This window comes from Corallococcus sp. AS-1-12 (genome assembly GCF_020036995.1).
Classification (GTDB): domain Bacteria; phylum Myxococcota; class Myxococcia; order Myxococcales; family Myxococcaceae; genus Corallococcus.
On record NZ_JAIQDD010000033.1, the window covers coordinates 22,349 to 45,018 of the forward strand.

The window sequence follows — 22,670 nt, forward strand, 5'->3', positions numbered from 1 at the left end:
CCCATGCGTCGCGTGCGTCTCAACGTGAAGAGGTGGGCGGGGGTGGCGCTGGCGGGGCTCGTGCTGTTGGGCGCGGGCCTCGCGGCGGCCTGGTGGGTGCCGCTGCCGGAGCGGTTGGCGGCGCCCCCCTCGGTGGTGATGGCGTACCGGGACGGGTCGCCCGCGTACGTCTTCCTCGCCCCGGACGAGCGGTGGCGCATCCCCGCGCCGAAGGACCGCGTCGACCGGGCCTATGTCCGCGCCCTGCTGGCGCTGGAGGACAAGCGGTTCTTCCAGCACCCGGGCGTGGATCCGCTCGCGGCCCTGCGCGCCCTCGGGCTCAACCTGAGCCGGGGGCGGCGGGTGTCGGGGGCGTCCACGTTGACGATGCAGTTGGTGCGCGTGCTGGAGCCCCGTCCCCGCACGTTCACCTCGAAGGTGATCGAGTCGTTCCGCGCCGCCCAGTTGGAGGCGAGGTTGTCCAAGCAGCAGGTGCTGGAGGCGTATCTCCAGTTCGTGCCCTACGGGCGCAACGTGGAGGGCGTGGAGGCGGCGGCGCTCGCGTACTTCGGGCACACCGCCCAGCACCTGAGCCCGGCGGAGATCGCCACGCTGCTGGCGGTGCCGCAGAACCCGAACCGGCGCTTCCCGTCGCCGGAGAACCGGGAGCGGCTGCGCTCGGCCCGGGATGACATCGCCCGGAGGCTCCTGGAGTCCGGGGGGCTGGCCGTGGAGGGCGTCGCGTCCGACGTGGCGCTGGCGGAGGTGCGGGCGACGGCGGTGCCGGACGTGCTCACGCCGTTTCCAAGGGAGGCGCCGCACGCGGCGGTGTGGCTCAAGGCGCAGCGGCCCGGGGAGACGTGGCTGGCGACGACGCTGGACGCGGGCACGCAGCGCTTCGTGGAGCGCACGCTGGGAGAGGCGGCCCGGCGGTTGGATCGGCAGGGCATCCACAACGGCGCTGCGGTGGTGGCGGACCGGGAGACGGGCGAGGTGCGCGCGCTGGTGGGGAACTTCGACTTCTTCGATGAGAAGCACGGCGGGCAGATCATCGGCTTCGCCACGGCGCGCTCGCCGGGGTCGGCGCTCAAGCCGCTCTTGTATGCGCTGGGGATTGATCAGGGACTGGTGGGGCCGGAGACGCTGGTGCCGGACATTCCGGTGGCGTACGGCGGCTACCAGCCGCGCAACTTCGATGGGCGGTTCCTGGGGCTGGTGCGGATGGAGTCCGCGCTGTCGCAGTCGCTCAACCTGCCGTTCGTGAGGCTCTTGGAGCGGCTGGGCGTGGAGGGCTTCCTGGGCTCCCTGCGGCAGGCGGGGGTCACCAGCCTGGATCCGCGGCCGGGGCACTACGGCCTGTCCGCGGCGGTGGGCGGCCTGGAGCTGACCCCGCTGGAGTTGACGGGCGTGTATCTGGCGCTGGCGGGGGATGGGCAGGTGCGGCCGCTGCGGGTGCTGGAGCAGGACACGGCGCCGAAGAAGGCCCAGGCGTTGGTGTCGCCGGGAGCGGCGTGGCTGACGCGGCAGGCCTTGGCGTTGAGGGATCGGCCGGACTTCCCGGAGCGGCGGCGGCTCACGGGGTTGCCGGCGCGGGCGCACTGGAAGACGGGCACGAGCTTCGGCAACCGGGATGCGTGGGCGGCGGGCTCCGGTCCGAAGCACACGGCGGTGGTGTGGCTGGGCAACTTCGACCACTCGTCGAGCGTGCACCTGGTGGGGGCGGAGAACGCGGCTCCGCTGCTGTTCGACATCCTGGAGGGCATCGGCCCGAGAGGCACGGCGGTGCAGGAGGAGGACACCGCGCCGCCGAAGGACCTGGTGAGCGTGGAGGTGTGCGCGTACTCGGGGCACCTGCCCACGGACGCGTGCACGCAGCGCAAGCGGGTGGACGCGGTGCGCACAGCGGTGCCGACGACACCGTGTCCGTACCACCACCGCGTGGAGGTGGACGTGGCGTCCGGTCTGGCGGTGGGGCCGGGATGCAGGGATGGGCGCAAGACGGAGTCGCGCGTGTACCTGACCTGGCCCTCCAGCCTGCGCCGGTGGCTCGCGGAGCAGCAGCGTCAGTTGCCCGAACCGCCGCCCCTGGCGCCCGGCTGCGTCGCGGGAGGCGAGCGCGACACGCCGACCATCCTCTCGCCACCGGAAGGGCAGGTGGCGCTGCTCATCCCAGGCATGAGCACGGAGGAGCAGAAGATCCCCCTGGAGGCGGAGGCCGCGCACGACCGTGAGCTGACGTGGTTCGTGGACGGCGCCGTCCTGGGAACAGCGAAGGCCGCGGAGCGCCTGTGGTGGAAGCCGAGCGTGGGCACGCACGACATCCTCGTCACCGACGACCGGGGCCTCACCGCTCGCCGCACGCTGGTGGTGCGCGAGCGGCAGTAGGACTCAGGACGCGGCGAACCGCCTCGCATGAACACCGCCCCCGTGCTCGCGGCACGCTGGTGTGCGCGAGCGGAGGCAGGCTTCAGCGTTCAGCGATTCGCCTCGCCAGCGCGACGCCGCTGAGGAACGCGCCCTCCAAACGGGGACCCGCGCACCAGTCGCCACAAGCGCCCAGGCCCAGCGCCGCGTCGTACAGCGCGGAGGCATCCAGCGGAGGTGAGGGCATCGCGAAGCGCCACCGGTGCGCCACGGCCTCCACTGCGCGCACGTCCCGGCCCAGGGCCTCCCCAAACGCCTCCACGAGCCTCGGGGCCATCGCCTCCGGCGCCTCTTCCAGGTGCGCCGCGCTGAACTCCGGCGACGCGTGAAGCACCCAGCGCTCACCCGCGGCCCGCCCCGGCTTGCTCGCGTCCCGAGCCACCCACGACAGCGGCGAGTCCTCCACGAACGCGCCATCCAGCTCCACCGCCACCGGCGCGTCGAACCGGGCCATCACGGCCCAGCACGGAGCCATCCGCGCGGTCCCCGCCCGGGCCGCCAGCGCGGGCGCACCCGCCAGCAGCGGCACCGCCTGTGGTGCGGGCACCGCGGCCACCACCACCTCCGCGAGCCCCAGGTCCTCGCCCGTCTCCGACGTCAGCCGCCACGCTTGGCCCTCGCGCGCCACGCGCTCCACCCGCACCCCGGTGCGCACGTCCAACCCGTCCGCCAGCGCCTTCGCCACCGCGCTCATCCCCGGCACGCCCACGTACCGCACGGCCTCCTTCGCGGGCGTCACCGTCCCCCGCGTCAGCGTCCCGATGCGCCCGCGCCACTCCGCCGCCACGCCCTCCGCCACCCACGCCTCCACCAGCGCCTGGAAGAGCGGATCCCTCGCGGTGAAGTACTGCGCCCCGTGGTCGAACGCGCCCCCCTCCGCGCTCCTCCGCGTGGACAGCCGTCCTCCTGGCCCGCGCCCCTTGTCCAGCACCCGCACGCCGAAGCCCGCCCCCGTCAGCACCCGCGCGAGCACGAGCCCCGACAGGCCCGCGCCAATGACGGCCACGCGGGGCAGGGGACCGGAGCGACGGGGCAGCAACTCATCCAGAACGCGAGAGGCGGGCATGGTCCAGGTGCTAACCCGGACCTGCCCGCCCCGCACGCCTGCTCATCCCTCGATGTCCGCGCGTCGACTCAGCGCACCTCCCAGCCCTCCTCGCCGCGGACGTAGCGCTTGCCCGCGGGCAGCTCGCCGTAGAACAGGGCGTCCTTCATGCCCACCACCGACGCGCCGTTGAACAGGCCCACCTCGCCCTTGGCGGGGAAGGTGATGCCCAGCGAGCCGGCCGTGAGCCGCACCGTCTGGCCCGGAGCCACCGTCGTGTTGCCCAGCACCGCGCCCATGGGGGCCTTCACGATGGTCGGCGCGTAGTCGCCGCCCGCCAGGCTCACCCGCAGGTTCGTGGTCAGCGTCATGCCCTGGAGCGACACCGCCTGCGTGCCGTGGTTGGCCACCTCCACCCAGCCCTCGCGCGGGTCGAACGCCTCCAGCACCAGCGTGGACTTCGCCGCCTTCAGCCGCTTCACCTCCGCCATCACGAACTCACGGCGGAACTTCACGAAGCGCTTCATGTACGCCTTGCCCGCGCTGAACTTCGCGTAGTCCATGTACGGGTCGGTCTTCATGGACGCGTCGATCAACTCATGGAGCTGGTCGATGTACGGGTCCATCACCTTCGAGACGAAGACCTCGGCCAGCGCCTTGTCCAGCCGCGCCTCCAGGCGGGCGCGAAGGACGGGGTTCAGCACCACCCGCGTGCCCATGTTGGAGAAGGTCGGCAGGTAGCCCGGGTAGCTCCCCTGTTCCAGCTTGCGCTGCTGGTACATCTTCTCCACCCAGCCATCCAGCAGCGTGAAGTTGAACAGCGGGTGCTTCATGTTGTTCGTGGAGACGGACTGGTCCTCCACCGTGTTCGTGTACCACCAGCGCGCATCGACGTTGTTCAGGTCCCACGGCACGTAGCGCCAGCGCCCGGTGATGTCGTCGTGCATGAAGTAGCTCTCGGAGTCCTCCACGTAGTTGTTGGACATCAGCGCGTCCAACACCATGGAGCGCACGTAGGATTCGATCTCCAGGTTCTTCTCCAGCGCGGCCACCAACTGCGGCTCCGGCGTGTGGTTGATGACGTCCAGCACCTCCCACAGCGCGTCGTCGGGCTCGCTCTCGTTCGTCTTCTTCACCCAGTCGCCCTGGTAGGGCACCTTCCACGTCTTGAACTCCGTGTCCTTCCAGCCCGCGCGGTAGATGGTCGCGTCGTCGTCCGGGAACTGCCTCGCCTTGACGAAGGCCTTGTTGACCTGCTCCACCTCCAGGAACACGCCCTCGTACCGGCCGTTCACGGAGAGCCGCACGAACGTCGCCTTCGACGCCGGCACCCGCATCGCCGCCAGCAGGTCGTAGGAGATCTTCTCCGCGATCATCGACGCGTCGGCGTACTCGGCGATGAGGTTGAGCGACGTGCGGCCCTCGAACGTGTCCTTGTCCGCGAAGCTGACGTTCCAGCTCTTCTTGTCGAAGTAGCGCGCGGAGGCCCCGCGCAGCCGCACCTTCACCGGGAACGTCTTGCCGTTCGCCTGGAACGTCGCGTCCTGCTCCCCGGTCAGCGGGTCCTTCATGAACTGCTCCAGCGTCTCCGGAGGCATGACCAGCGCGTACTCCGGCACCGTCGCCTGGAGCTTCGGCAGCGTGAAGGGCCGCTCCACCTCCGGAACGGGCTGCGGATCCGTCCCCGCGTCCGCGCTCCCGCCATCCCCGGGGTCGGTGCCCGCGTCCACCGCGCCGCCGTCGGAAGCCCCGGCATCCGGGGTGCCCGCGTCCACGGAGCCCGCGTCGGGAGCACCGGAGTCCGGCGTGCTCGGGTCCGTGATGCCGGGGTCGGTCACGGAGGGCTGTGGGTCATCGGGGTTCGATGTTCCGGCGCCGCAGGCGGCCAGCAGCATCGAGAGGCTGATCAGAAGTCGTAGGCGCATCATCGTCCGACCCCAGAGCAAGGCCCATGCCTCCCTGCCTGGAAGGCGGAAGGAACTGCGCATCACCCGCCAGGAAGGCCCCTGGGGCGACGCATGGGGTCCGGAGTGCCCAGTGGATGGAAAACCCTTTCCCTCCCCGGAATGCTCGCCTGCCCTCCGGAACAGGGGAGGCAGCCGTCATCACCTCCGGGGCGGGCAGCCGGGCAACAGCCACGGGACGCCGCGCTGTGCACGGACACGACCGGCGGACCTAGCTTTCCAGGAGCAGGCTGGAGGACGGCCCGAGTCCGACAAGGGAGTGATGATGGAGTCCTGGAACCAGACCTCGACCGATGCCGTGCGCGCCCATGCGCCTTCCACGATGAACCGGCGCATCGACGTCCACGTGGAGTCGTGTGTCCGCTTCATGGCGGAGCATGGGGACCGCTCGGAGATGAGCCGGTACCTCGAAAAGCTGGAGCACGAGTGGGACGTGCACCGGACCCTGGTCGTGGGCGTCTCCGGGCTGGCGCTCGGTGGCCTGCTGCTGGGCCGCAAGTCCGGCCGGGGCTGGCGCGTGCTCGGCGGCGTCACCCTGGCCCTGCTCCTCCAGCACGGCCTCACCGGCTTCGGGCCCCTGTCCGTGCTGGTGCGGGCGCTGGGCGTTCGCACCCGCCGGGAGATCGACCTGGAGAAGTTCGCCATCAAGGCCCTGCGCGGGGACTTCGAGCGAATCCCCAACGACGGGGGGCCGCTGGCTCGCGCCAACGCCGCCCTCGTCGCCGCGCAGTCGTGACCTCAGTGCACCATGGGCGTGGTGTAGCCGCCGCCCAGCGCGGGCATCAGCGCGGGGCCCGGCGTGGGCGAGCCCGGCCTGCGGTCGCCCTTGGTGTCGAAGAAGCCGTTGAGGCCGGCGACGCCGATGGAGAAGTTCGTCACCCAGCCCTCGTCCGGCTTGCCCTCGGCGGCGTTGATGTCGAAGGGCCGCGCGAAGTGCAGGCGCAACAGCAGGGGCCCCAGCGACAGGTTGAAGCCGACGACGGCGTTGAGCACGCGGTGGTCCCAGAGGTCCCTCGCGCCGTCGCCCACGCCGCCCGCGTCCACCGCGGCGATGGCCTCCAGGTCGCTCAGGAAGGCCACCCGGATGATGTCGTTGAGCGGCAACTGCGCCTCCAGCGTGGAGTAGACGAAGTGCTGGCCCAGCAGCCACCGCTCGTCGCCGAAGTTCACGCCGCGCAGGGTGTCGAAGCTGGACAGGTAGTAGGAGCGCGCGTAGCGGCCGCCCACCGTGGTGCCCGCGCCCAGGCGCGCGAAGAAGTTGGTGCGGCCGTAGATGGGGAAGTACCGCTCCGCGTCCAGGCGCAGGTTGCCGTACGCCTGCCCGTCGAAGGGCTGCACTCCGGCGGTGGCCTCCAGCAGCACGGAGCTGCCGGACAGCGGCCCCGTCGCGTAGTGGTACTTGATGCTGTCGTAGCCGACGCGCCCGCTCAGCTCCGTCTGGAAGCGGATGTGCTGGTTGTCCGCGCGCCACACGGACAGCAGCTCCGTGTTCGACTCGTTGCGCTCCGGGAACGCCAGGTAGAACTCGCTGAAGTCATCCAGGAAGTACTTCGTGCCGCCGATGCTCAGGTCGCCCTGGAGGTAGAAGAAGGTGCTCAGCGGGTAGCGCAGGCTGCCCAGCGCGCCGAAGTAGCGCTCCGACGACACGAAGAACGGCCGCTGCTCCGGCGGCAGGTAGTCGAACGTCTTGTCCACGCGGAAGCGCAGCGACTGGAACAGACCGCCGCCCCATGTCGTGCGCTTCTCGTCGTTGACGTAGAGCAGCAGGCCGTCCGTCAACTCGAAGGAGCCGTACACCGCCAGCGTCAGCACCATCTGGTGGTCGCGCAGCCGGTCCGACGCGGACGCGAACACCTGGCCCACGAAGCCGCCACCGCCCGCGCCCGCGAAGCCGAAGATGGGCCCCAGCTCGATGTTCTCCCGCGTGAAGGGCCGGTAGGCCTGCGCGTCGGTGAGCGGCTTGAGCGCCAGCGGTGAGGGCGGATCCGCCACCGGCTCCTTCGGGCTCTCCAGCGACAGCATGCGCGGCGGACGCAGCAGGGACGGCTTCCGCTCGCCGCTCATGTGGAAGAGCATCCACAGGCCGCCGTCGGGGCCGGGGCCCGGCTCGAAGACGCCCGTCGTCAGGTCGGTGCGCCGCACGATGCGGCCGTCCGCCAGCCGCTCGTGCAGATCCGAGCTGCTCTTGTTGTAGGCCACGAAGAACAGGCGGCCGTCCGGCAGCGCCAGCGGATCCGCCTCGTCGCGGTCCTCGCTGGTGAGGCGCTCGGCCTGGCCCACCGGCGCGTCCGGCTTGATGCGGAAGAGGTTGTACTTGCGGTGCGACGTCGCGTCGGACGTGTAGATGATGCCGGACGGGCCCCAGGTGACCTGGCGCTCCGCGAAGACGTCGTCGGTGAGCTTGCGGATCTTCGCGTCCTCGCCCTGCGTGAGGTCCACCAGGTACAGGTCGCGCAGGCCCGCGTCGTTGATGCCGATGAACGCGACGTAGCGCCCGTCCGGGGAGAAGGCCGGCGAGTAGATGGCCAGCACGCCCTGCTTGTCGACGCGGTACGCGCGCCGGTCGCCCGTCTCCAGCTTCACGTTGAGGCCCACCTCCGTGCCAATGCCCGTGCGCACGGCGGACCGCCGCACCAGCACGTCCGTGGACCGCTTCTCGGAGATGTGCACGTAGTCCTGCACGTACAGCACGTCGCGCCCGGTGCGCTCCGCCACGAACGCGAGCTTGTCCTTGGTCAGCGCGAAGTTGCGGCCAGACACCGGGTGCAGGGACTCCACGCCCGGCACGCCGTCACCCGCCACCTTCACCGTCTTGCCCGGCGTGCGCGGATCCGTGAGGTACAGCCGGCTCTCGCCCGTCTCCGGGATGATGGTGCGCAGGGCCAGCACGGTGCCGTCCGGACCGCTGGCCATCGCCGTCACGATTCCCGGCGTCTCGCCCAGCGAGTCCAGCGCGGGCGCCGTCTGCGACGAGTCCAGGTACGTCTTGAACGCCCGGCGCTTGAGCCAGTTCTCGAACCGCGCGGAGATGCGCTTGGGGTCATCCCCCGTCAGCCGCTCCAGCAGCTCCTCGAACTTGAGCGACGGGGAGTCGCGCGAGCCGCCCACCAGCCGGGGCGCCTCCTCCAGGAGCCGCTGGGTGATGCCCGCGCCGTACTCGTCCTCCAGGAACGCCACGCGCGCCTGACCGACCTTGTAGATCCACAGGTAGCCGTACGGCCCGGGGGAGAAGAAGTCGAGGAAGGCATAGCCCTTCATCAGGTCCGGGTTCACCAGCAGGTCCCGCACCATCATCTCCGCCTCGGGGTCCAGGCCGCGCTTGGCGTAGAACTCCGCCAGGCCTTCGATGAACCACAGCGGATAGCCGCCCAGCGGGTCGCCGAACGTCTTGGCCTGCTCGGCCACGGTGCGCACCTTCTGGATGGTGAACTGGTGCGCCAGCTCGTGCGTGCTGACCTCCTCGAAGAGGTGGTGGTCGCCCAGGTACGGCAGGGACAGCTTCAGGTCCTCCGTGGAGGTGACGCCCAGCGTGCCCTCGGAGACCGCGAACACGTTCGTCTGGAGGAACTCCGCGTAGCTGCTGTAGAGGATGTACGGGAACGTCTCCGTGGGCACGTACTTGAACTGATCCACCAGGTACCGGTACGCCTCCTCGATGATGGGCGCGGCCCGCTCGGCCACCTCGCGCTCGCGCTCGTAGAAGTAGAAGCGCACGCCGCCCGTCTTCGCGCCCAGGTCCTTCGCGTAGGTGTACTTGAAGCCGGCGTCGGAGCTGCCCAGCATCAGCGGCGCGCCGGAGAACACCGTGCCGCCGTCCGCGCCCGGGGTGCCCGCGAGCACGCCCGCGTCACCCACGGTGCCGCCGTCCGCCAGCGCCACCACGCCCGGGGGCGGGATGCCGCCGTCGGCAAGGCCCGTGACGGTCGGGGGCGCGCCGGCGTCGGACGCGCCCATGTCGAGCGAGATGCCGTCGGTCGGCGGCATGCGATCCGTCGGCGGCTGCGAGGACACGTTGCCGGAAGGGGTGACCTCCGCGCCGTCCACGGGGGACTGGCTGTCTCCGGTCCGGTCGGACGTGGTGGGCGCCTGCGGATTGGGTCCGCCCTGCACGCCGGGCGGGTTCTGATGCGCGGTGTTGTCCGGGGGCTTCGCCAGCCCGGTCGCGGCGGGGCCCACGAGGATGTCGACGTGGCGCCACTCGAACTCGTAGCTGTTCACGGGTGTCTTCCCCGCGCGGCGGGGAACGACGAAGACCTGGGCCAGCGCGAGCTCCGGCAGGAGCAGGGCCAGCAGCACGGCGATCACGTGCGGACGGGGGTTCAAAAAGCACCTCGGTACGGCGAGGAGACAGGCTATCAGGGGCCTGGAGGAAGGCTCCCTCTCCCACCGGAAACGCACAAGCGGTCCTTTTGTTTCTTTGCGTTGCGGTGGACGTCCCGGCGCTTCCGCCTCGGCGTGCGCCGGGGGACTTGGCGGCGGTCGGGATGGCCCGGTATGGAGGGGGGAATGAATCGTCTCTCTCTCGTCGCCGCTACCGCGCTCCTCGCCATCGGTTGTGGCAAGGACAGTTCCGCCAACAAGGCCGAGTGTCAGCTTGAAGCCATCGACCTGACCGGTTGTGACAGGTCGACGTTGAGTGCCGTTCAGGCGGAAGGCATCTGGAACGCCAACATCAACCTGAACGACGGCTACTCGGCCCCGTCGACCATCCGTTTCTCGCCCGGTGAGCCGCTCCTCATCGGCCTGGCGATGACGACGAAGCAAGTCACCCCGGACACCTTCTACCTGGCCAGCGACGTGGCGGGCAGCGCGGCGGGCTCGACGGTGCGCTACGCGTTCGCCGGCTGCAAGGCCTCAGGCCCGGGCGAGGTGCTGGGGGTGGTGCGGGTGTGCGGCAACGGCGCGACGGTGAGCCAGGGCACCTTCACCGCCCGGCGCGTCGTGCGTCGCGAGGGCGAGGCCGAGTCCGACCGCGTGGAGCTGCTGGGCCAGGGCGTGCTGCCCCGCGGCGCCGCCAACGGCGTGGTGGCCGCGAACGGCTACGCCTACGTCATCGCGGGCAGCGAGGGCGTGTTCGTCTACGACGTGAAGGACCCCGCGCACCCGGCGCTGGTGTCCGAGCTCAAGCTCCCCTCGGTGACGTTCACCAGCGCGCTCGTCAGCGGCACGACGCTCTACCTGGGCACCTACGCGTCGGGCATCCGCATCTGCGACCTGACCAAACCGGAGCGCCTCACCTGCGACACGTCGGTGCTGGCGGACGTGTCGGTGCGCGTGGACAGCATGGCGAAGGACGGCAACCTGCTCTACGTGGCCTCGCCGCTGCCCAAGTCGGACATCGTCATCCTGGACGTGACCCAGCCGTCCGCGCCGACGCTCGTGGTGCGCTACACGGTGGAGGGCGCCTCGCCCGACCTGAGCGAGTACCCCTACGCCCTGGCGGTGCAGGACAACCGCCTGTACGTGAGCAACTGGAGCTACGGCGTGACGGTGACGGACCTCGCGCCCCTGGCGACGGCGACGAAGCTGCCCAAGCTCCTGGGCCGCTTCGCCGGGCCCTCCACCAGCGCCCTGGCGGTGGGGAGGCTGGGGGACTCCACGGTCGTCTACCAGGGCTCGGACGCGTGGGGCTCCTCCCTCCTGGCGCTGGACGCCACGAACCCGGTGTCCATCGTGCAGCGCGGCGAGCTGCCGCTGCGGCCCGAGGCGACGCTGGGCGGCATGGCGCTGTCGGGCACCACGCTCTACGTGGCCAACTACCAGGACGGCCTGCGGGTGTATGACGTTTCCACGCTGGGCACGCCGAAGGCCGCCGGGTACTTCAACACCTGGAACGAGACGGACGCGGGCCGGGGCAAGAGCTACTTCGACGGCCTTCAGGGCGTTCATGTCGCGGACGGGCTGGTGTATGGGTGGGACACGACGCGCGGGCTGCTCATCTTCCGCCACACCCCGTGACGCCAAGGCTGTCTCATGACCCTGATGAACGGATGCGGCCGCTGTCAGACCCTGCCCGAGTCGCCGGACGCACCGGGGCGTCTCTTCCTGTGGCCGCCGCTGGGCCACAGCCTGGGCAAGCTGGTGGCCCACCTGCGTGACTCAGGGGGCACCTTCCAACTGCGCACCGACGCTCAGTGTGTCGTGGTGGGGATGGGGGAGGGCGGCCTGCGGAAGCTCTCCGCGAGCCTCCCCAACGTGCTGACGGCGGAGGAGGTGCGGGGCACGCGCGCCCTCTTCATCGAGGGTGACGGCGAGCCCGGCATGGCGGACTTCCCGCGCGTGGACTCCCTGCAGCGGCTCACCACGCTGCATCAGTCAGGGTGGCTGGTGGACATGCTGGCGGAGTCGCGGCTCACCAGCTTCTTCCAGCCCATCGTCCACGCGCAGGACACCTCGCGCATCTTCGCGCACGAGGCGCTCGTGCGGGGCCGCGACCGGGACGGGGCGTTGGTGCCCCCGAACCGGCTGTTCGACACGGCGCGCGAGGCGGACCTGCTGTTCCAGTTGGACCTGTCCGCGCGCACCACGGCCATCCGCGAGGCGGTGCGGCACCAACTGCGCACGCACCTGTTCATCAACTTCACGCCCACGGCCATCTACGACCCGGCCTTCTGCCTGCGCTCCACGGTGGCGGCCATCCGCGAGTCGGGCATCCCGGAGTCGATCGTCGTCTTCGAGATCATCGAATCCGACCGGGCCGCGAACGCGGCGCACCTGCGCGCCATCGTGGACTTCTACCGCGCGGCGGGCTTCAAGGTGGCGCTGGACGACCTGGGGGCGGGCTACTCGTCGCTGAACCTCATCCACCAGCTCCGGCCGGAGTTCATGAAGCTGGACATGGAGCTGGTGCGGGGCGTCCACGAGGACCCCTACAAGGCGTCCATCGTGCAGAAGCTGCTGGAGATCGCCCGGCAGCTCGGCATCCAGACGGTGGCCGAGGGCATCGAGACGCCCGAGGAGCTGTCCTGGGTGCGCCGGCACGGGGTGGACTTCGTGCAGGGCTACCTCATCGCGAAGCCCGCGAGCGCGCCGGCGAGCACCACCCCACGCCTCACGGATTGAGCAGGGTGTTGGACGAGCCCGAGCGCTCCAGGCTGGCGGCGCGCGCCAGTCGCAGCTCCTCGCCCGCGGTCTGGAGGGCGAGGCGCGCGGCGTAGATGTCCCGGCGGTTGGCGGCATCCCGGGCGAAGGCGATCTGCGCGCGGATGCGCTCGGCCTGGACCACGACGCCGCCCTGTCCGTAGGTCGAAGCGCTCTGGCGAACGACGGCGAAGTCCTCGTCGGCGATATCCAGTGCGTTGTCGACGTTGAGTTCGCCCTGTTCCAGCGCCTGATCCGCCGCGAGCATCCACTGGCCACCGGACTGGATGCGAGCCAGCCGCTGCTGCCGGGCGCGCTCGGCCTCGTAGGCGCGCTGCTCGTGGGTGTCCACCTGGGTCTGCACGGATTGGGTGCGCTCGGTGGCGCGAGCGTCGCGGGCTTCCATCTCCTGCTCCAGGTCCGCGACGCGCTGGCGCAGACGCGTCACCTCCTCGTTGACCGCGACGTCCTGAGCCGTCTGAGCCTGCCCCTGCGCGCCCTGGGGCGCCTGCGTCGTCTGACCCGAAGGCGCCTGCGCCGGTACCGTCGTGCCAGCCGCACCGGTGCCACCCGTCGAGGGCTGAGTGGCGGATCCGGTTCCTGTCGTGGCCGCCGCACCGGAGCTACCCGTCGCAGACTGCGTGGTGGATCCAGTCTCCGTCGCGCCGGCCGCCCCCGCGCCACCCGTCGCGGTGGTCCCAGTCTCCGTCGTGCCGGCCGTCCCCGCGCCACCGGTCGCGGTCCCCGGCTCCTGCACCGTCACGCGTGACGTATCCAGCGGTGCCTCCCCCGTGCCACCTGGAGCGACATTGCTCGGAGCGGTCGAAGAGGTCGCGCCCGTGTCGTAGCCGCCGCCGAAGCCAGGGGCGTTCGCTTCGGTGGTACCGGACGCTGGCGCAGTCCCCGCGGCACCCGCCCCCGTGGTGGGCTGCCCCGCGGCCGCTCCACCCGTGGTCGGCGCCGCCCCCGGACCCGTGGTGGGTTGCTCCGTCGAACTCCCCGCGGTTCCAGCGCCTCCCGTGCCCGTCTGGGGCTGCGCGGCCTCCGTCTCCGTCGACTCACCAGGAGCGGGCTCCTGCGCGAAGACCGTGGGGATGGGCGGCGGCACATACGTCTGGGCCTCCTGGACCGCGACCTCGCCCGAAGTGGCCGGCGGTTGGCCGTCGGACATCAGGGGCGTCAGCGAATAGTAGCTGCCCTCGGTCAAATCCAACGGGGCCTGCATGACGTAGCCCTGGGGAGGCCGCGCACCATCCCGGTCATCCGCGGCCTTCTCATAGGCATCCTGCAACGCGGCGGCGGCGGGGTCCCTGACGGAAGGATCTTCCGGAGGCAGCGGCTCCACGTCGTACGACTGCCCCATGCTCAATCCCGCGACGATGGCGATCCAGAGGCGCATGCCTCGAAGATGTCCACGCGCGAACGCTTCCACATCACCGCCAGCGCCCCTCCGCCCGCTCCTCCGCCAGGAGGACGCAAAGGGCTCAGGCCTTCGAGCGCCGGTCCAGCAGCTCGTCCGCCGCGCGCCGTCCCGTCTCGAGCGCGCCATGCACCGTGCCCTCATCACCGCCCGCGTGCGTCGCCTCGCCAGCGAAGAAGAGCGTCCGGCCCACGGGCCGCGCGAGCGCCGCGACAGCGTCCATCGCGCCAGAAGGGATGACCGCGTAGCCCCCGCGCGTGTAGGGCTCTGCCTGCCAGTCCTGCACGTGCCACGCCTCCAGCCGCGCGTTCAGCTCCCGCACGGAGACATGGAAGAGCTGGGACAGCCCCTGGAGCGCGCGTCCCAACACCACCCGCTCGCTCGAACGGGACAGCGACGCGGCGGCGGGGCCTCCACTCCAGCCCACCAGGTGCCGGGTGCGCCGGTGGGGCGACAGCGTCCACCAGGTGGGGAACGCGGAAGCCGGCGCGTGGAAGAAGCCGAAGCGCGCGGTGGCCTCCTGCTCCCGCCAGAACGCCGTGCGGAAGCGCAGGAAGATCTTCACCAGGGAGCCCATCGCCAATCGGCCCCAGGCCCGCTCCTGCTCCCGGACGCGAGGCACGAAGCGCACGGCCCCCGGGGCGGGCGGCTTCGCCTGCAACACACCCAAGGGAAGCGTCACCACCGCGTGCGCCCCCCGGAACGTCCCGAGCGGAGTGCCCTGCCGGGTCCGAGCCCGCACGAGGACCGAGCCCGGTCTCCAGCGCACCTCCTCGGCCACGGCGTTGAGGAACAGCGTGTCCGGCTTCGCGAGCAGCTTCGCGGCCATCGCGTGCGGCACGCGGTCATACCCCTCCAGCACACGCGAGGGCGTCGTGCCCCCGGATGCGTCCGCGGTGCGCTCCATGCGCGCGATGGCGAGCGTGCTCGCGACCTCCGGATCCGCGGCGTAGAAGCCCCGGACATACGAGCGCGCCATCGCGCACACGACGGGTGACCACCGGTGGATGTGCGCCTGCTCCTCCAACCAGTCGGCCATGGGGCGGTCCGGTCCCTTCGCGGACATCAGGGGCTCCTGGAACGCGAAGGCATCCTCCCCGTCACCCAGCTTCCCGCGCCACAGGAGCGCGTGCCTGTCGTTGCAGGGGCTCACCGTCAATCCCGCCCGGTGGGCGCGTCTCAGCAGCCCGCCGGGCTTGCCATGGATGAACTCGGCCCCCAGCTCCAGGGGCACCTCCGCCATCGTGTCCCGGAGCGTCGCCACGCGGCCGCCCACGCGGTCGCGAGCCTCCAGCACGATGACCCGCAGGCCCTTGCGCATCAATCGTTCAGCGGCGGCGAGCCCCGCGGCACCGGCCCCCAGGATGACGACATCCGCCTCGTGGTCCATGCCGCTCCTGCTTCCGCCCATCAGGGAAAGCCGCTCGCGGCCCACCGACGAGCGGGGGCCGCGAGCCACGGTTCCCCTCCCATGCGGGAGAGGAACAGGGGAGGGGAGACGCGGTGCTAGTAGGTCTTCGGCGAGCTGCTGGAACCCGTGCTGGAGCCCGTGTCCGGGTTCATGGAGGAATCGTTGCCCTGGTTCTTGTCATCCATGCCCGAGCCGCCCTTGCCCTCGTTGATGGACGAGTCCGGCGACATCACGTCGGAGCCCGAGCCGCCCGTGCCCGAGCTCGGCGAGATGCTGGTCGCCATGTTCTTCTCGTCCTTCACCTGGAAGCTGGCGCGGATCTCCTGGCCCTCCTTCAGGCTCTTGGCGTTCTTCATGCTCGGGTCGGTGAACTGCGTCTTGCTGTCGATGTCCAGCGGCACCACCGCGCCGCTGGCGCTGCTGACGTAGACCTTCTTGCTCTCGCTCTTGACGACCTTGCCCGTCAGCTCGTTCGAGCCCGTCATGCTCGAAGAACCCATGGATTGCGAGGACGACGACCCCGAGCCGCCCATGGCGTCCGAGCTGCCCGTGCTCCCGGAGGAGCCCTGCATGCTGCCCGACGACGTTGACGGCTGCTGCGAGCCCTGCTGCGTCGTGCTGTCCTGGGCAAACGCCACACCCGAACCCAGCAGCGCAACGGACGCGAAAACCCCAATGAGCTTCTTCATGGAATCTCTCCCGGATGATGTGAGTGGGACGGGGCGGCGCCACCGGGCCCCCCCGTTGGGAAAAAGCTAGGGGTGGTGGGAGTGGGGAACAGGTCGGGGGGAGGAGACCGCGTGAATGCCTGTTCGGCCCCCGGCCCATGGGACGTGGTCCGGAAGCGACATCCGGCGCTCCGGCCGCCGGGTGGGGTGCTTGAAGCCGCTTCCGGATTCACCTAGCGTGCTGGGGAAAGAGCGGAGGCTGGCCGCATGCCTGCTCCCCGCCAGGAGACCGAGACCTCGATGCCCCCGCCCGCCAGGCCCTCCGCGCCGCAGCCCCAGCCCCAGGAACTGCCTGTCCCGTCGTACCCCGCCGTGGAGACCTTCATCGAGAAGGCCTCCGCCAGCGACGTCCAGGCGCTCTTCGCGCCCGTCAAGGAGGGGCTCGCCGGCCTCAAGGGCCCGCGCGCGGAGATCGGCAAGAAGGCCCAGGCTGCGATCGCGCGCTCCGAGGAACTGCTCACCATGCTCGTGGACGTCCGCGAGAAGCTCGTCGCCGAGTCGAAGCAGTCCAAGGGCCGGAAATAACGGGCCTTTCCGGGGACCGGACGATTTCTTGTCACCAGCAGGCAACCGGCGGCTGGCTCTCCCGATAATCCATTGAAAGAGCCGAGGGATGATCCCGGGGCTCCCCTTTTCGAATCGCTGGCACCAGCGCGGAGGCTGAAATGAGCAAGATCGACAGCGGCATGATGGGCCCGAACCTGCGCATGAACACCCAGATGACCACGGCTCGGCAGACGCCGAACACGAGCTTCGGCGCGCGCGTGCAGAACGGCCTGAACAGCACCGTCGGCGCCGTGGGCGCGGGCGTGGGCGCGGTGGCGGGCTTCGTTCCGGGCGCCGGCATCGTCTCCGCCGCCGTCTCCTCCGCGCAGACCTTCTCCGGCGCCTCCGGCTCCGGCATGCAGGGCGGCCCGTACGTCGGCGTGATGAACACCGGCTCCGGCGCGGTGCCCTCCACCAACCTGCCGGGCGTCGGCGGCTCCGGCCTGCCCTCCACGGGCGGCTCCACCGGCCTGGGCACCAGCGTCGGCGGCGGCGCCTCGGGCGGCCAGGTGTCGGATCAGCTCACCAACAACAGCAGCCTCAAGACGATGATGGACGACAACGTCAAGCTGCTGAACCTCCAGTCGGCCATGCAGCACGAGTCGCAGCTCTTCACGGCTGTTTCCAACGTGATGAAGTCGCGGCACGATACGACCAAGAACTCCATCGGCAACATCCGCTAGTCTTCACGGACAGCGGAATCTGACCGGTGCAAGGAAGGCGGCCCTCGACGGCCGCCTTCCGTGCTTCCGGCGACAGGAAAGGAAGCGCGACGTCCATGGCGGAGACCCCTTCGGAGATTGCCAACAGCCTCGTGCCCCTGGCGCGCCAGCCGGCCATGGTCCTGCTGGAGTCCGGCTACCTGTGGCTGGACATGGGTCACTTCGACAAGGCGAAGGAGGTCTTCGCCGGCGCCGCCGCGCTCATGCCCAAGAGCGAGGTGCCGCAGATCGGCCTGGGCGCCGTGGAGTTCGCGCAGGGCAAGCACGACAAGGCCCTGGCGGCCTACCGGGTCGCCCAGCGGCTCGCGCCCCTGTCCTCGCTGCCCCGGGCACACGCCGGTGAGGCCCTGCTGTTCATGGGCAAGGTGCCGGAGGCCCTCAAGGAGCTGAAGGCCGCCATCGACCTGGAGCCCGAAAGCGACGGCGCGAAGCTGGCCCAGGCGCTCATCCAGGCGAAGGAAGCGGGGGCCCTGCCTCCGCCGAAGAAGTAGTCGCGGAAGCGGAAGGAGGTACGTCGATGGCTGTCGGTGGAGTCGGACGTGGGGGTGGGAAGGGCCGCGCGGGCGGCGTGAAGGGGGCGTCCGGTCCGTCGGGTGCCTCCGGCGCGTCCTTTGGCGGCAAGGTGGACCGCACGGAATCGCTCGTCGGGCCCTCGGGTCTGGTAGGCTCCAGCAACGTCCAGGGCCCCCAGGCAACGGATCCGATCGCGGCGCAGGCCCTCGCCATCGCCAAGCGGCTGAAGAACGGGGGCTTCAAGAGCAAGGAAGAGGCGACGAAGGCGCTCGTCTCGGAAGTGCTCCAGGAGAAGTTGAACATGAAGTCCGCTGCCCTCACGGGCCGCATCGCCGGGGCCCTGCAGGATGATCCCCGGCTGAACCAGGTTCTCGAGCGGCTGTGGTCCAAGGCCGAGTGAGCGCGCCGCTTGCCTCTGGGTGAAGACAGGAAGGTCATCCTGGAGAAGTACGGCCCGTACGTGCGGTCGCTCGCGGCCACCGTGCGCAAGCAGTTCAATGCCCAGCTCGAACTGGATGAACTGCTGGCCTATGGGCAAATCGGTCTCCTGGAAGCCGCTGAGCGCTTCGACCCCAAGGTTGGCGCCAACTTCCTCACCTTTGCCCACTACCGCATCAAGGGCGCCATCTTCGACGGCCTGAGGAAGATGGGCGTTCTGCGGGGCGCGGACGCCCGCACCGCCTATCAGGGCGAGCGCGCGACGGCGTATCTGGGAAATCTGGCGGACCGCGAGCAGGGCGCAAGCAACCGCGGGTCGTCATTCGACGATGATATTGGAGACATCTCGGATGCCGTGGCGGGCCTCGCGGCGGTTTTCGCGGCGGGGGCGGAAGGGGCGGAGGCGGCGGGCTACGTGGATGAATCACTCCCGGCGGATCAGCGCCTGGAGATGGAGCAGTTGAAGAACCGGGTGCGCTCGGCCATCGAGAAGCTTCCGGAGAAAGAGCGCAAGCTCCTGCAGGGCTATTACTTCCAGGGACGCACGCTGGAAGAGGCAGGAGCGGAGATCGGGCAGTCGAAGAGCTGGGCCTCGCGGCTTCACGCGCGGGCCATTGATCGGCTCAAGGAACTCTTGAACGAGGAGGAGGAACTCCCTCCCCCCTCGACGGATGCAAGGAGGGTGTCACATGGCGGCTCCGATGAGCGGCATCTCCGCGGGACAGGTGGCGCAGCAAAAGCTGCAGGATCAGGGCGCGCAGCAGCAGACGCAGAAGACGGGCGCGTCGAAGTTCGACGGAGTTCTCGCTGACAAGGCGCAGGGCGCCGGCCAGGTGGACGCCGCCCAGAACGTGAACAAGGCCCAGGCCGCGCAGGCCACCCAGAAGGCGGACGCCGTCCGCCAGGTGGAGACCGTCAACAAGGCGGAGAAGGCCAACCTGAACAAGGTGAGCGGCGCGGCCCAGCAGCCCGCCACGGCCAAGGGCGCGGAGCCCGTGGACGCGAAGGCGGAAGCCTCCAAGACGACCAAGTCGGGCGGCATGGTCTCCGACCTCGTCTCCGGTCTGGAGAAGGGTCAGGTCAGCATGGACAAGCTGATCAAGGAGGCCTCCTCCGGCAAGAACATGTCCAACGCCGAGCTGCTCGGTCTCCAGGCGTCCATGTACAAGTACTCGCAGGAGCTGGACCTCACGTCGAAGGTCGTCGAGAAGGCCACCAGCGGCCTGAAGGACGTCGTCAAGACGCAGGTCTGAAGTCCCCACCCCGCCGGGCCAGGGCGGCATGCGAAGGGCGGTCCCTCCCAACGTCGGGAGGGGGCGCCCTTCCGCGTTTTGCAAGGGCCCTGTTAAGCTAAGCGCGCCCATGACTCGCCGAACGCCCGTCTTCGCCGCCCCGCTCCTCGCCCTGCTGTTCCTCACCGGCTGCTCCATCGAGCTGCAGCACGAGCTGACGGAAGCGGACGCGAATGAAATCTACGTCCTGCTCAGCAAGAACGGCATCAACGCCAAGAAGGAGAAGGCGGAGGGCGGCAACGAAGTGCGCTTCACCATCGTCGTCCCCAAGGGCGACGCCGCGCAGGCCGCGGAACTGCTGAAGCGCAACTCGCTGCCGCGCCCGGTGGAGAAGGGCCTGTCCCACTTCGCCAAGGGCAGCATGGTGCCCACCGCCACGGAGGAGCGCGCCATGCTCCTCAAGGCCATGGCGGGCGAGGTCTCCAATGCGCTCAACCAGATCGACGGCGTGCTGGAGGCGCGCGCCATCGTGATGGTGCCGGAGAACAACGACCTGTCGCAGCCGGAGAACAAGCCGATGCCGTCGGCCTCCGTGTTCATCAAGTACCGCACGGTGGAGGGCGGCAAGCCCCCCGTCTCGGTGGACGCGGTGAAGCAGTTCGTCGCCAGCTCCGTGGCGGAGCTCAAGCCGGAGGCCGTCACCGTGCTGATGACGGAGGCCATGGCCCCCACGGCGGAGACCACGGAGACCAACCGCCTGCAGGACGTGCTCGGCGTGCGCATGACGGCCGCCAGCGCCAGCACCTTCAAGATGATCCTCGGCGGCGCGTTCGTGCTCATCCTGGCGATGATGGGCCTCACCGCGTGGACCTTCATGCGCGGAGGCTCCGGCGGCGCCGCCCCCGCCGCGGCGGCGCGCCCCGCGCGTGCGCGCGGCGGTCGCGAGGGCTAGAGCTGCACGTCGCTTCCCGCGGCCCTCCTGGGGTGGTCCGCGGGACGTGTCCTCCAGGCCGGGGACACGACTTCTATCTTCAGCGGGCCACCTGGGGGCCCGCGAGGTGACCGTTGGATTCCTTCTTCACCTCGCTCAGCAAACGCCAGACGATGATGCTGCTCACCGCGGTCACCTTCGGGGGCCAGGAGAGCATGGCGGCGCTGGAGCACCTGCCGGACGAGGAGGGCGCGCTCTTGCGCCACCGCGCGCAGGAGATCCTCCAGATTCCGCGCGAGAAGCGCCTGCCCGCGGTGGTCCAGGAGCTCAAGCGCCTGATGAAGGACCGGCGCGGCCAGTTGTGGACCGCGGATCCGGAGCGGCTGGCGGCGCTGCTCCAGCGCGAGCGCGGCGCCCTGGTGGAGGTCACGCTGCGCGCGCTGCCCGGCAACATGGCGGAAGCGGTGCGCGGCCATCTGCCTGCCTCACGCGTGAAGCTGACCCGCGAGGTGCGGCCGCAGGTCCTGGACATCATCCGCTGGAAGCTGGAGGAGGCGCTGGCGCGCGAGGTCGCGGGCCAGTCCGCGGGCTTCAAGTTCGCGGACGTGCTCAACCTCCAGACCCGCGAGCTGCTCACGGTGAGTGACCGGCTGGGCGCGCGCGTGCTGGGGCCGGCGCTGGCGGGGCTGCCCGAAGAAGAGCTGAACGGCCTCCTGGAGTCGCTGCCCCCGGACCTGCTCCAGCTCGCGAGCAAGTCCGTGGCGGCCAATGCGCCGCGCAAGCTCCCGGAGGAGGACGCGCGCGCGCAGCTCAACCTGCACGATGGCTTCAGCCGGCTGGCGGGCGCCATCCGCAGCGCGGGCGTGCAGCGGCTGGCGCGCGCGTGCGTGGCGCAGTCCCCGGAGTTCGCCGCGCGCATGCTGGAGAAGCACCGCGGCGAGTTCGGCCACCTGGTGGCGAAGTGGGTGCGCGAGGAGCGCTCGCGGCCGACCGCCCGGGGCGACGGCGGACGCACCGACATCGTCATGGACCTGGAGCGGCTGGCCGTGCGCGGCCTCATCGAGCGCCCCGTGCGGCTGACCGCGCCGCCGCCGCGCCCCTCCGCCGTGCTGCCCCCACCGCCGGGGGCCCGGAAGCCCGCGCCCGCGGCTCCCGGCGCCCAGGGGGCCCGTCCCGCGGCTCCGGCCGCCGCGCGTCCAGGGGCGGCCCCCGCGCCTCGCGAGGGCCTGCGCACCACCGCGCCGGATCCGTCGCGCTCGCCCGCGCTCCGGGCTCCCAGGGCCCTGCGGGGAGCCCCTCCCGCCGGAGAGTCCGCGGATGCGGGCGCCAAGCGTGACTTCATGGCCGAGCGCGCGGCGCGGCGCGCGGGTGCGGCGTCCAGCCGTGACGCGGGCCCGGGCGCGCCCCCCGGCGCACGTCCGCGCCCGGCGCCAGGAGAGGAGCGGGGCTCGTCGGTGGGGCCCGCGCCCCGCGCGTCCATGGTCTCGCCGGAAGGGGACGCGAACGGTTCGCGGATGCGCCGCATGCCGGTGGAGCGCGAGCGTGGGCCCGCGCCCCGCGCCTCCATGGTGGCGCCGCCGGAGGGCGAAGCGGGCGGTTCGCAGATCCGCCGGATGCCGGTGGAGCGCGAGCGTGGGCCCGCGCCCCGTGCCTCCACGGTGGCGCCGGAAGGGGACGCGAACGGCTCCCAGATGCGCCGCATGCCGGTGGACCGGGGCTCGTCGGTGGGGCCCGCGCCCCGCGCGTCCACCGGGGCCGTTCCCGGCCGCCGTGATCCAGAGGGCCCGCGGCCGTCGCGTCCCGCCCGGCCGGATCCAGACGGCGCCCGCATTGGCCCGCCGCCCTCGCGGCTGGGGGCACGCGGTGCGTCACGCCCGCCGGAGCCGGAGGCGCCGGAAGGCCGCTCCGTCCGGGCCGAGCGCCCCGCGCGTCCTCCCGCGGAGGCGGAGGAGCGCGCCCCGCGGCGCCCGGAGCCGTCCGGGGAAGCCGCTGACGGGGCCCGCGTGCTGCGCTCGCGCACGGGGGGCCGCCCCGCGGCGCGTCCCGAACCGGGGGCCGAGCCGGAGCGTCCCCCGCGCGTGCTCTCCAGCCAGGCCTCCTCGTCCCGGGTCTCGGAGGGAACGCAGGTGGGCCGCCGGCGCCCCCCTCCCTCCGACCGGCCGGCCCAGGATGACGCGGGCGGTCCGGGAGGGCGTGGACCGCGCGGCGGAACGCGCTAGCATCCGGTCTTCAAGGAG

18 protein-coding genes are annotated in these 22,670 nt (G+C 71.0%); 12 read left to right on the plus strand and 6 right to left on the minus strand.

Annotated features, from left to right (window positions below):
• Window positions 1–3: 3 nt before the first annotated feature.
• Window positions 4–2,364 carry a penicillin-binding protein 1C gene (gene pbpC, locus K8556_RS33605; RefSeq protein WP_223744203.1) on the plus strand — a complete coding sequence of 787 codons (2,361 nt, stop codon included), beginning with the start codon at window positions 4–6 and terminating at the stop codon, window positions 2,362–2,364.
• 82 nt (window positions 2,365–2,446) lie between these two features.
• On the opposite strand, the gene K8556_RS33610 is transcribed toward pbpC, so the two are convergent.
• Together K8556_RS33610 and K8556_RS33615 are read right to left on the minus strand one after the other, a co-directional pair.
• Window positions 2,447–3,469 (minus strand): NAD(P)/FAD-dependent oxidoreductase, encoded by a 1,023-nt coding sequence (locus K8556_RS33610; protein WP_223744204.1) that lies wholly within the window; start codon window positions 3,467–3,469, stop codon window positions 2,447–2,449.
• A gap of 68 nt (window positions 3,470–3,537) precedes the next feature.
• The gene (locus tag K8556_RS33615; protein WP_223744205.1) at window positions 3,538–5,376 is read right to left on the minus strand and encodes a CotH kinase family protein; all 1,839 of its coding nucleotides are present in this window, start codon (window positions 5,374–5,376) and stop codon (window positions 3,538–3,540) included.
• A gap of 301 nt (window positions 5,377–5,677) precedes the next feature.
• Between K8556_RS33615 and K8556_RS33620 the strand changes: the two genes are divergently transcribed.
• Window positions 5,678–6,148: a hypothetical protein gene (locus K8556_RS33620; RefSeq protein ID WP_223744251.1), complete on the plus strand. Its 471-nt coding sequence runs from the start codon at window positions 5,678–5,680 to the stop codon at window positions 6,146–6,148.
• Between the two features lie 2 nt (window positions 6,149–6,150).
• Here K8556_RS33620 and K8556_RS33625 read toward each other — a convergent pair whose 3' ends face one another.
• Window positions 6,151–9,735 carry a tolB protein precursor protein gene (locus K8556_RS33625; RefSeq protein WP_223744206.1) on the minus strand — a complete coding sequence of 1,195 codons (3,585 nt, stop codon included), beginning with the start codon at window positions 9,733–9,735 and terminating at the stop codon, window positions 6,151–6,153.
• Window positions 9,736–9,918: 183 nt separating this feature from the next.
• On the opposite strand from K8556_RS33625, the gene K8556_RS33630 reads away from it, so the two are divergent.
• Both K8556_RS33630 and K8556_RS33635 read left to right on the plus strand, forming a co-directional pair.
• Window positions 9,919–11,370 (plus strand): LVIVD repeat-containing protein, encoded by a 1,452-nt coding sequence (locus K8556_RS33630; protein WP_223744207.1) that lies wholly within the window; start codon window positions 9,919–9,921, stop codon window positions 11,368–11,370.
• Window positions 11,371–11,385: 15 nt separating this feature from the next.
• Window positions 11,386–12,474 carry an EAL domain-containing protein gene (locus tag K8556_RS33635; RefSeq protein ID WP_223744208.1) on the plus strand — a complete coding sequence of 363 codons (1,089 nt, stop codon included), beginning with the start codon at window positions 11,386–11,388 and terminating at the stop codon, window positions 12,472–12,474.
• Here K8556_RS33635 and K8556_RS33640 read toward each other — a convergent pair.
• The 3 genes from K8556_RS33640 to K8556_RS33650 form a co-directional block, all read right to left on the minus strand.
• Window positions 12,464–13,891, minus strand: coding sequence for a hypothetical protein (locus K8556_RS33640; protein ID WP_223744209.1), 1,428 nt, complete (start codon window positions 13,889–13,891; stop codon window positions 12,464–12,466). The genes K8556_RS33635 and K8556_RS33640 overlap by 11 nt on opposite strands.
• A gap of 85 nt (window positions 13,892–13,976) precedes the next feature.
• Complete coding sequence (locus K8556_RS33645; protein ID WP_370640008.1) at window positions 13,977–15,371, minus strand: flavin monoamine oxidase family protein; 1,395 nt, start codon at window positions 15,369–15,371, stop codon at window positions 13,977–13,979.
• 47 nt (window positions 15,372–15,418) lie between these two features.
• Window positions 15,419–16,012, minus strand: coding sequence for a hypothetical protein (locus K8556_RS33650; protein ID WP_223744210.1), 594 nt, complete (start codon window positions 16,010–16,012; stop codon window positions 15,419–15,421).
• 246 nt (window positions 16,013–16,258) lie between these two features.
• Between K8556_RS33650 and K8556_RS33655 the strand changes: the two genes are divergently transcribed.
• The 8 genes from K8556_RS33655 (at window position 16,259) to K8556_RS33690 (ending at window position 22,652) form a co-directional block, all read left to right on the plus strand.
• Window positions 16,259–16,576 (plus strand): hypothetical protein, encoded by a 318-nt coding sequence (locus K8556_RS33655; RefSeq protein WP_306799648.1) that lies wholly within the window; start codon window positions 16,259–16,261, stop codon window positions 16,574–16,576.
• A gap of 140 nt (window positions 16,577–16,716) precedes the next feature.
• On the plus strand, window positions 16,717–17,280 hold the full coding sequence (locus K8556_RS33660; RefSeq protein WP_223744211.1) for a hypothetical protein: 564 nt from the start codon (window positions 16,717–16,719) through the stop codon (window positions 17,278–17,280).
• Between the two features lie 95 nt (window positions 17,281–17,375).
• Window positions 17,376–17,810 (plus strand): tetratricopeptide repeat protein, encoded by a 435-nt coding sequence (locus K8556_RS33665; protein ID WP_223744212.1) that lies wholly within the window; start codon window positions 17,376–17,378, stop codon window positions 17,808–17,810.
• A gap of 26 nt (window positions 17,811–17,836) precedes the next feature.
• Window positions 17,837–18,232, plus strand: a complete 396-nt coding sequence (locus K8556_RS33670; RefSeq protein ID WP_014398430.1) for a hypothetical protein — start codon at window positions 17,837–17,839, stop codon at window positions 18,230–18,232.
• Window positions 18,233–18,241: 9 nt separating this feature from the next.
• Complete coding sequence (locus tag K8556_RS33675) at window positions 18,242–19,081, plus strand: sigma-70 family RNA polymerase sigma factor (protein WP_206791679.1); 840 nt, start codon at window positions 18,242–18,244, stop codon at window positions 19,079–19,081.
• Window positions 19,082–19,103: 22 nt separating this feature from the next.
• On the plus strand, window positions 19,104–19,523 hold the full coding sequence (locus K8556_RS33680) for an ATP-dependent helicase HrpB (protein ID WP_207056305.1): 420 nt from the start codon (window positions 19,104–19,106) through the stop codon (window positions 19,521–19,523).
• 109 nt (window positions 19,524–19,632) lie between these two features.
• Entirely contained in the window at window positions 19,633–20,454 is an 822-nt protein-coding gene (locus K8556_RS33685) for a type III secretion protein (protein WP_223744213.1), read from the plus strand.
• 113 nt (window positions 20,455–20,567) lie between these two features.
• A complete protein-coding gene (locus K8556_RS33690; RefSeq protein WP_223744214.1) occupies window positions 20,568–22,652 on the plus strand; it encodes a hypothetical protein in 2,085 nt (694 codons plus the stop codon).
• Window positions 22,653–22,670: the final 18 nt, after the last annotated feature.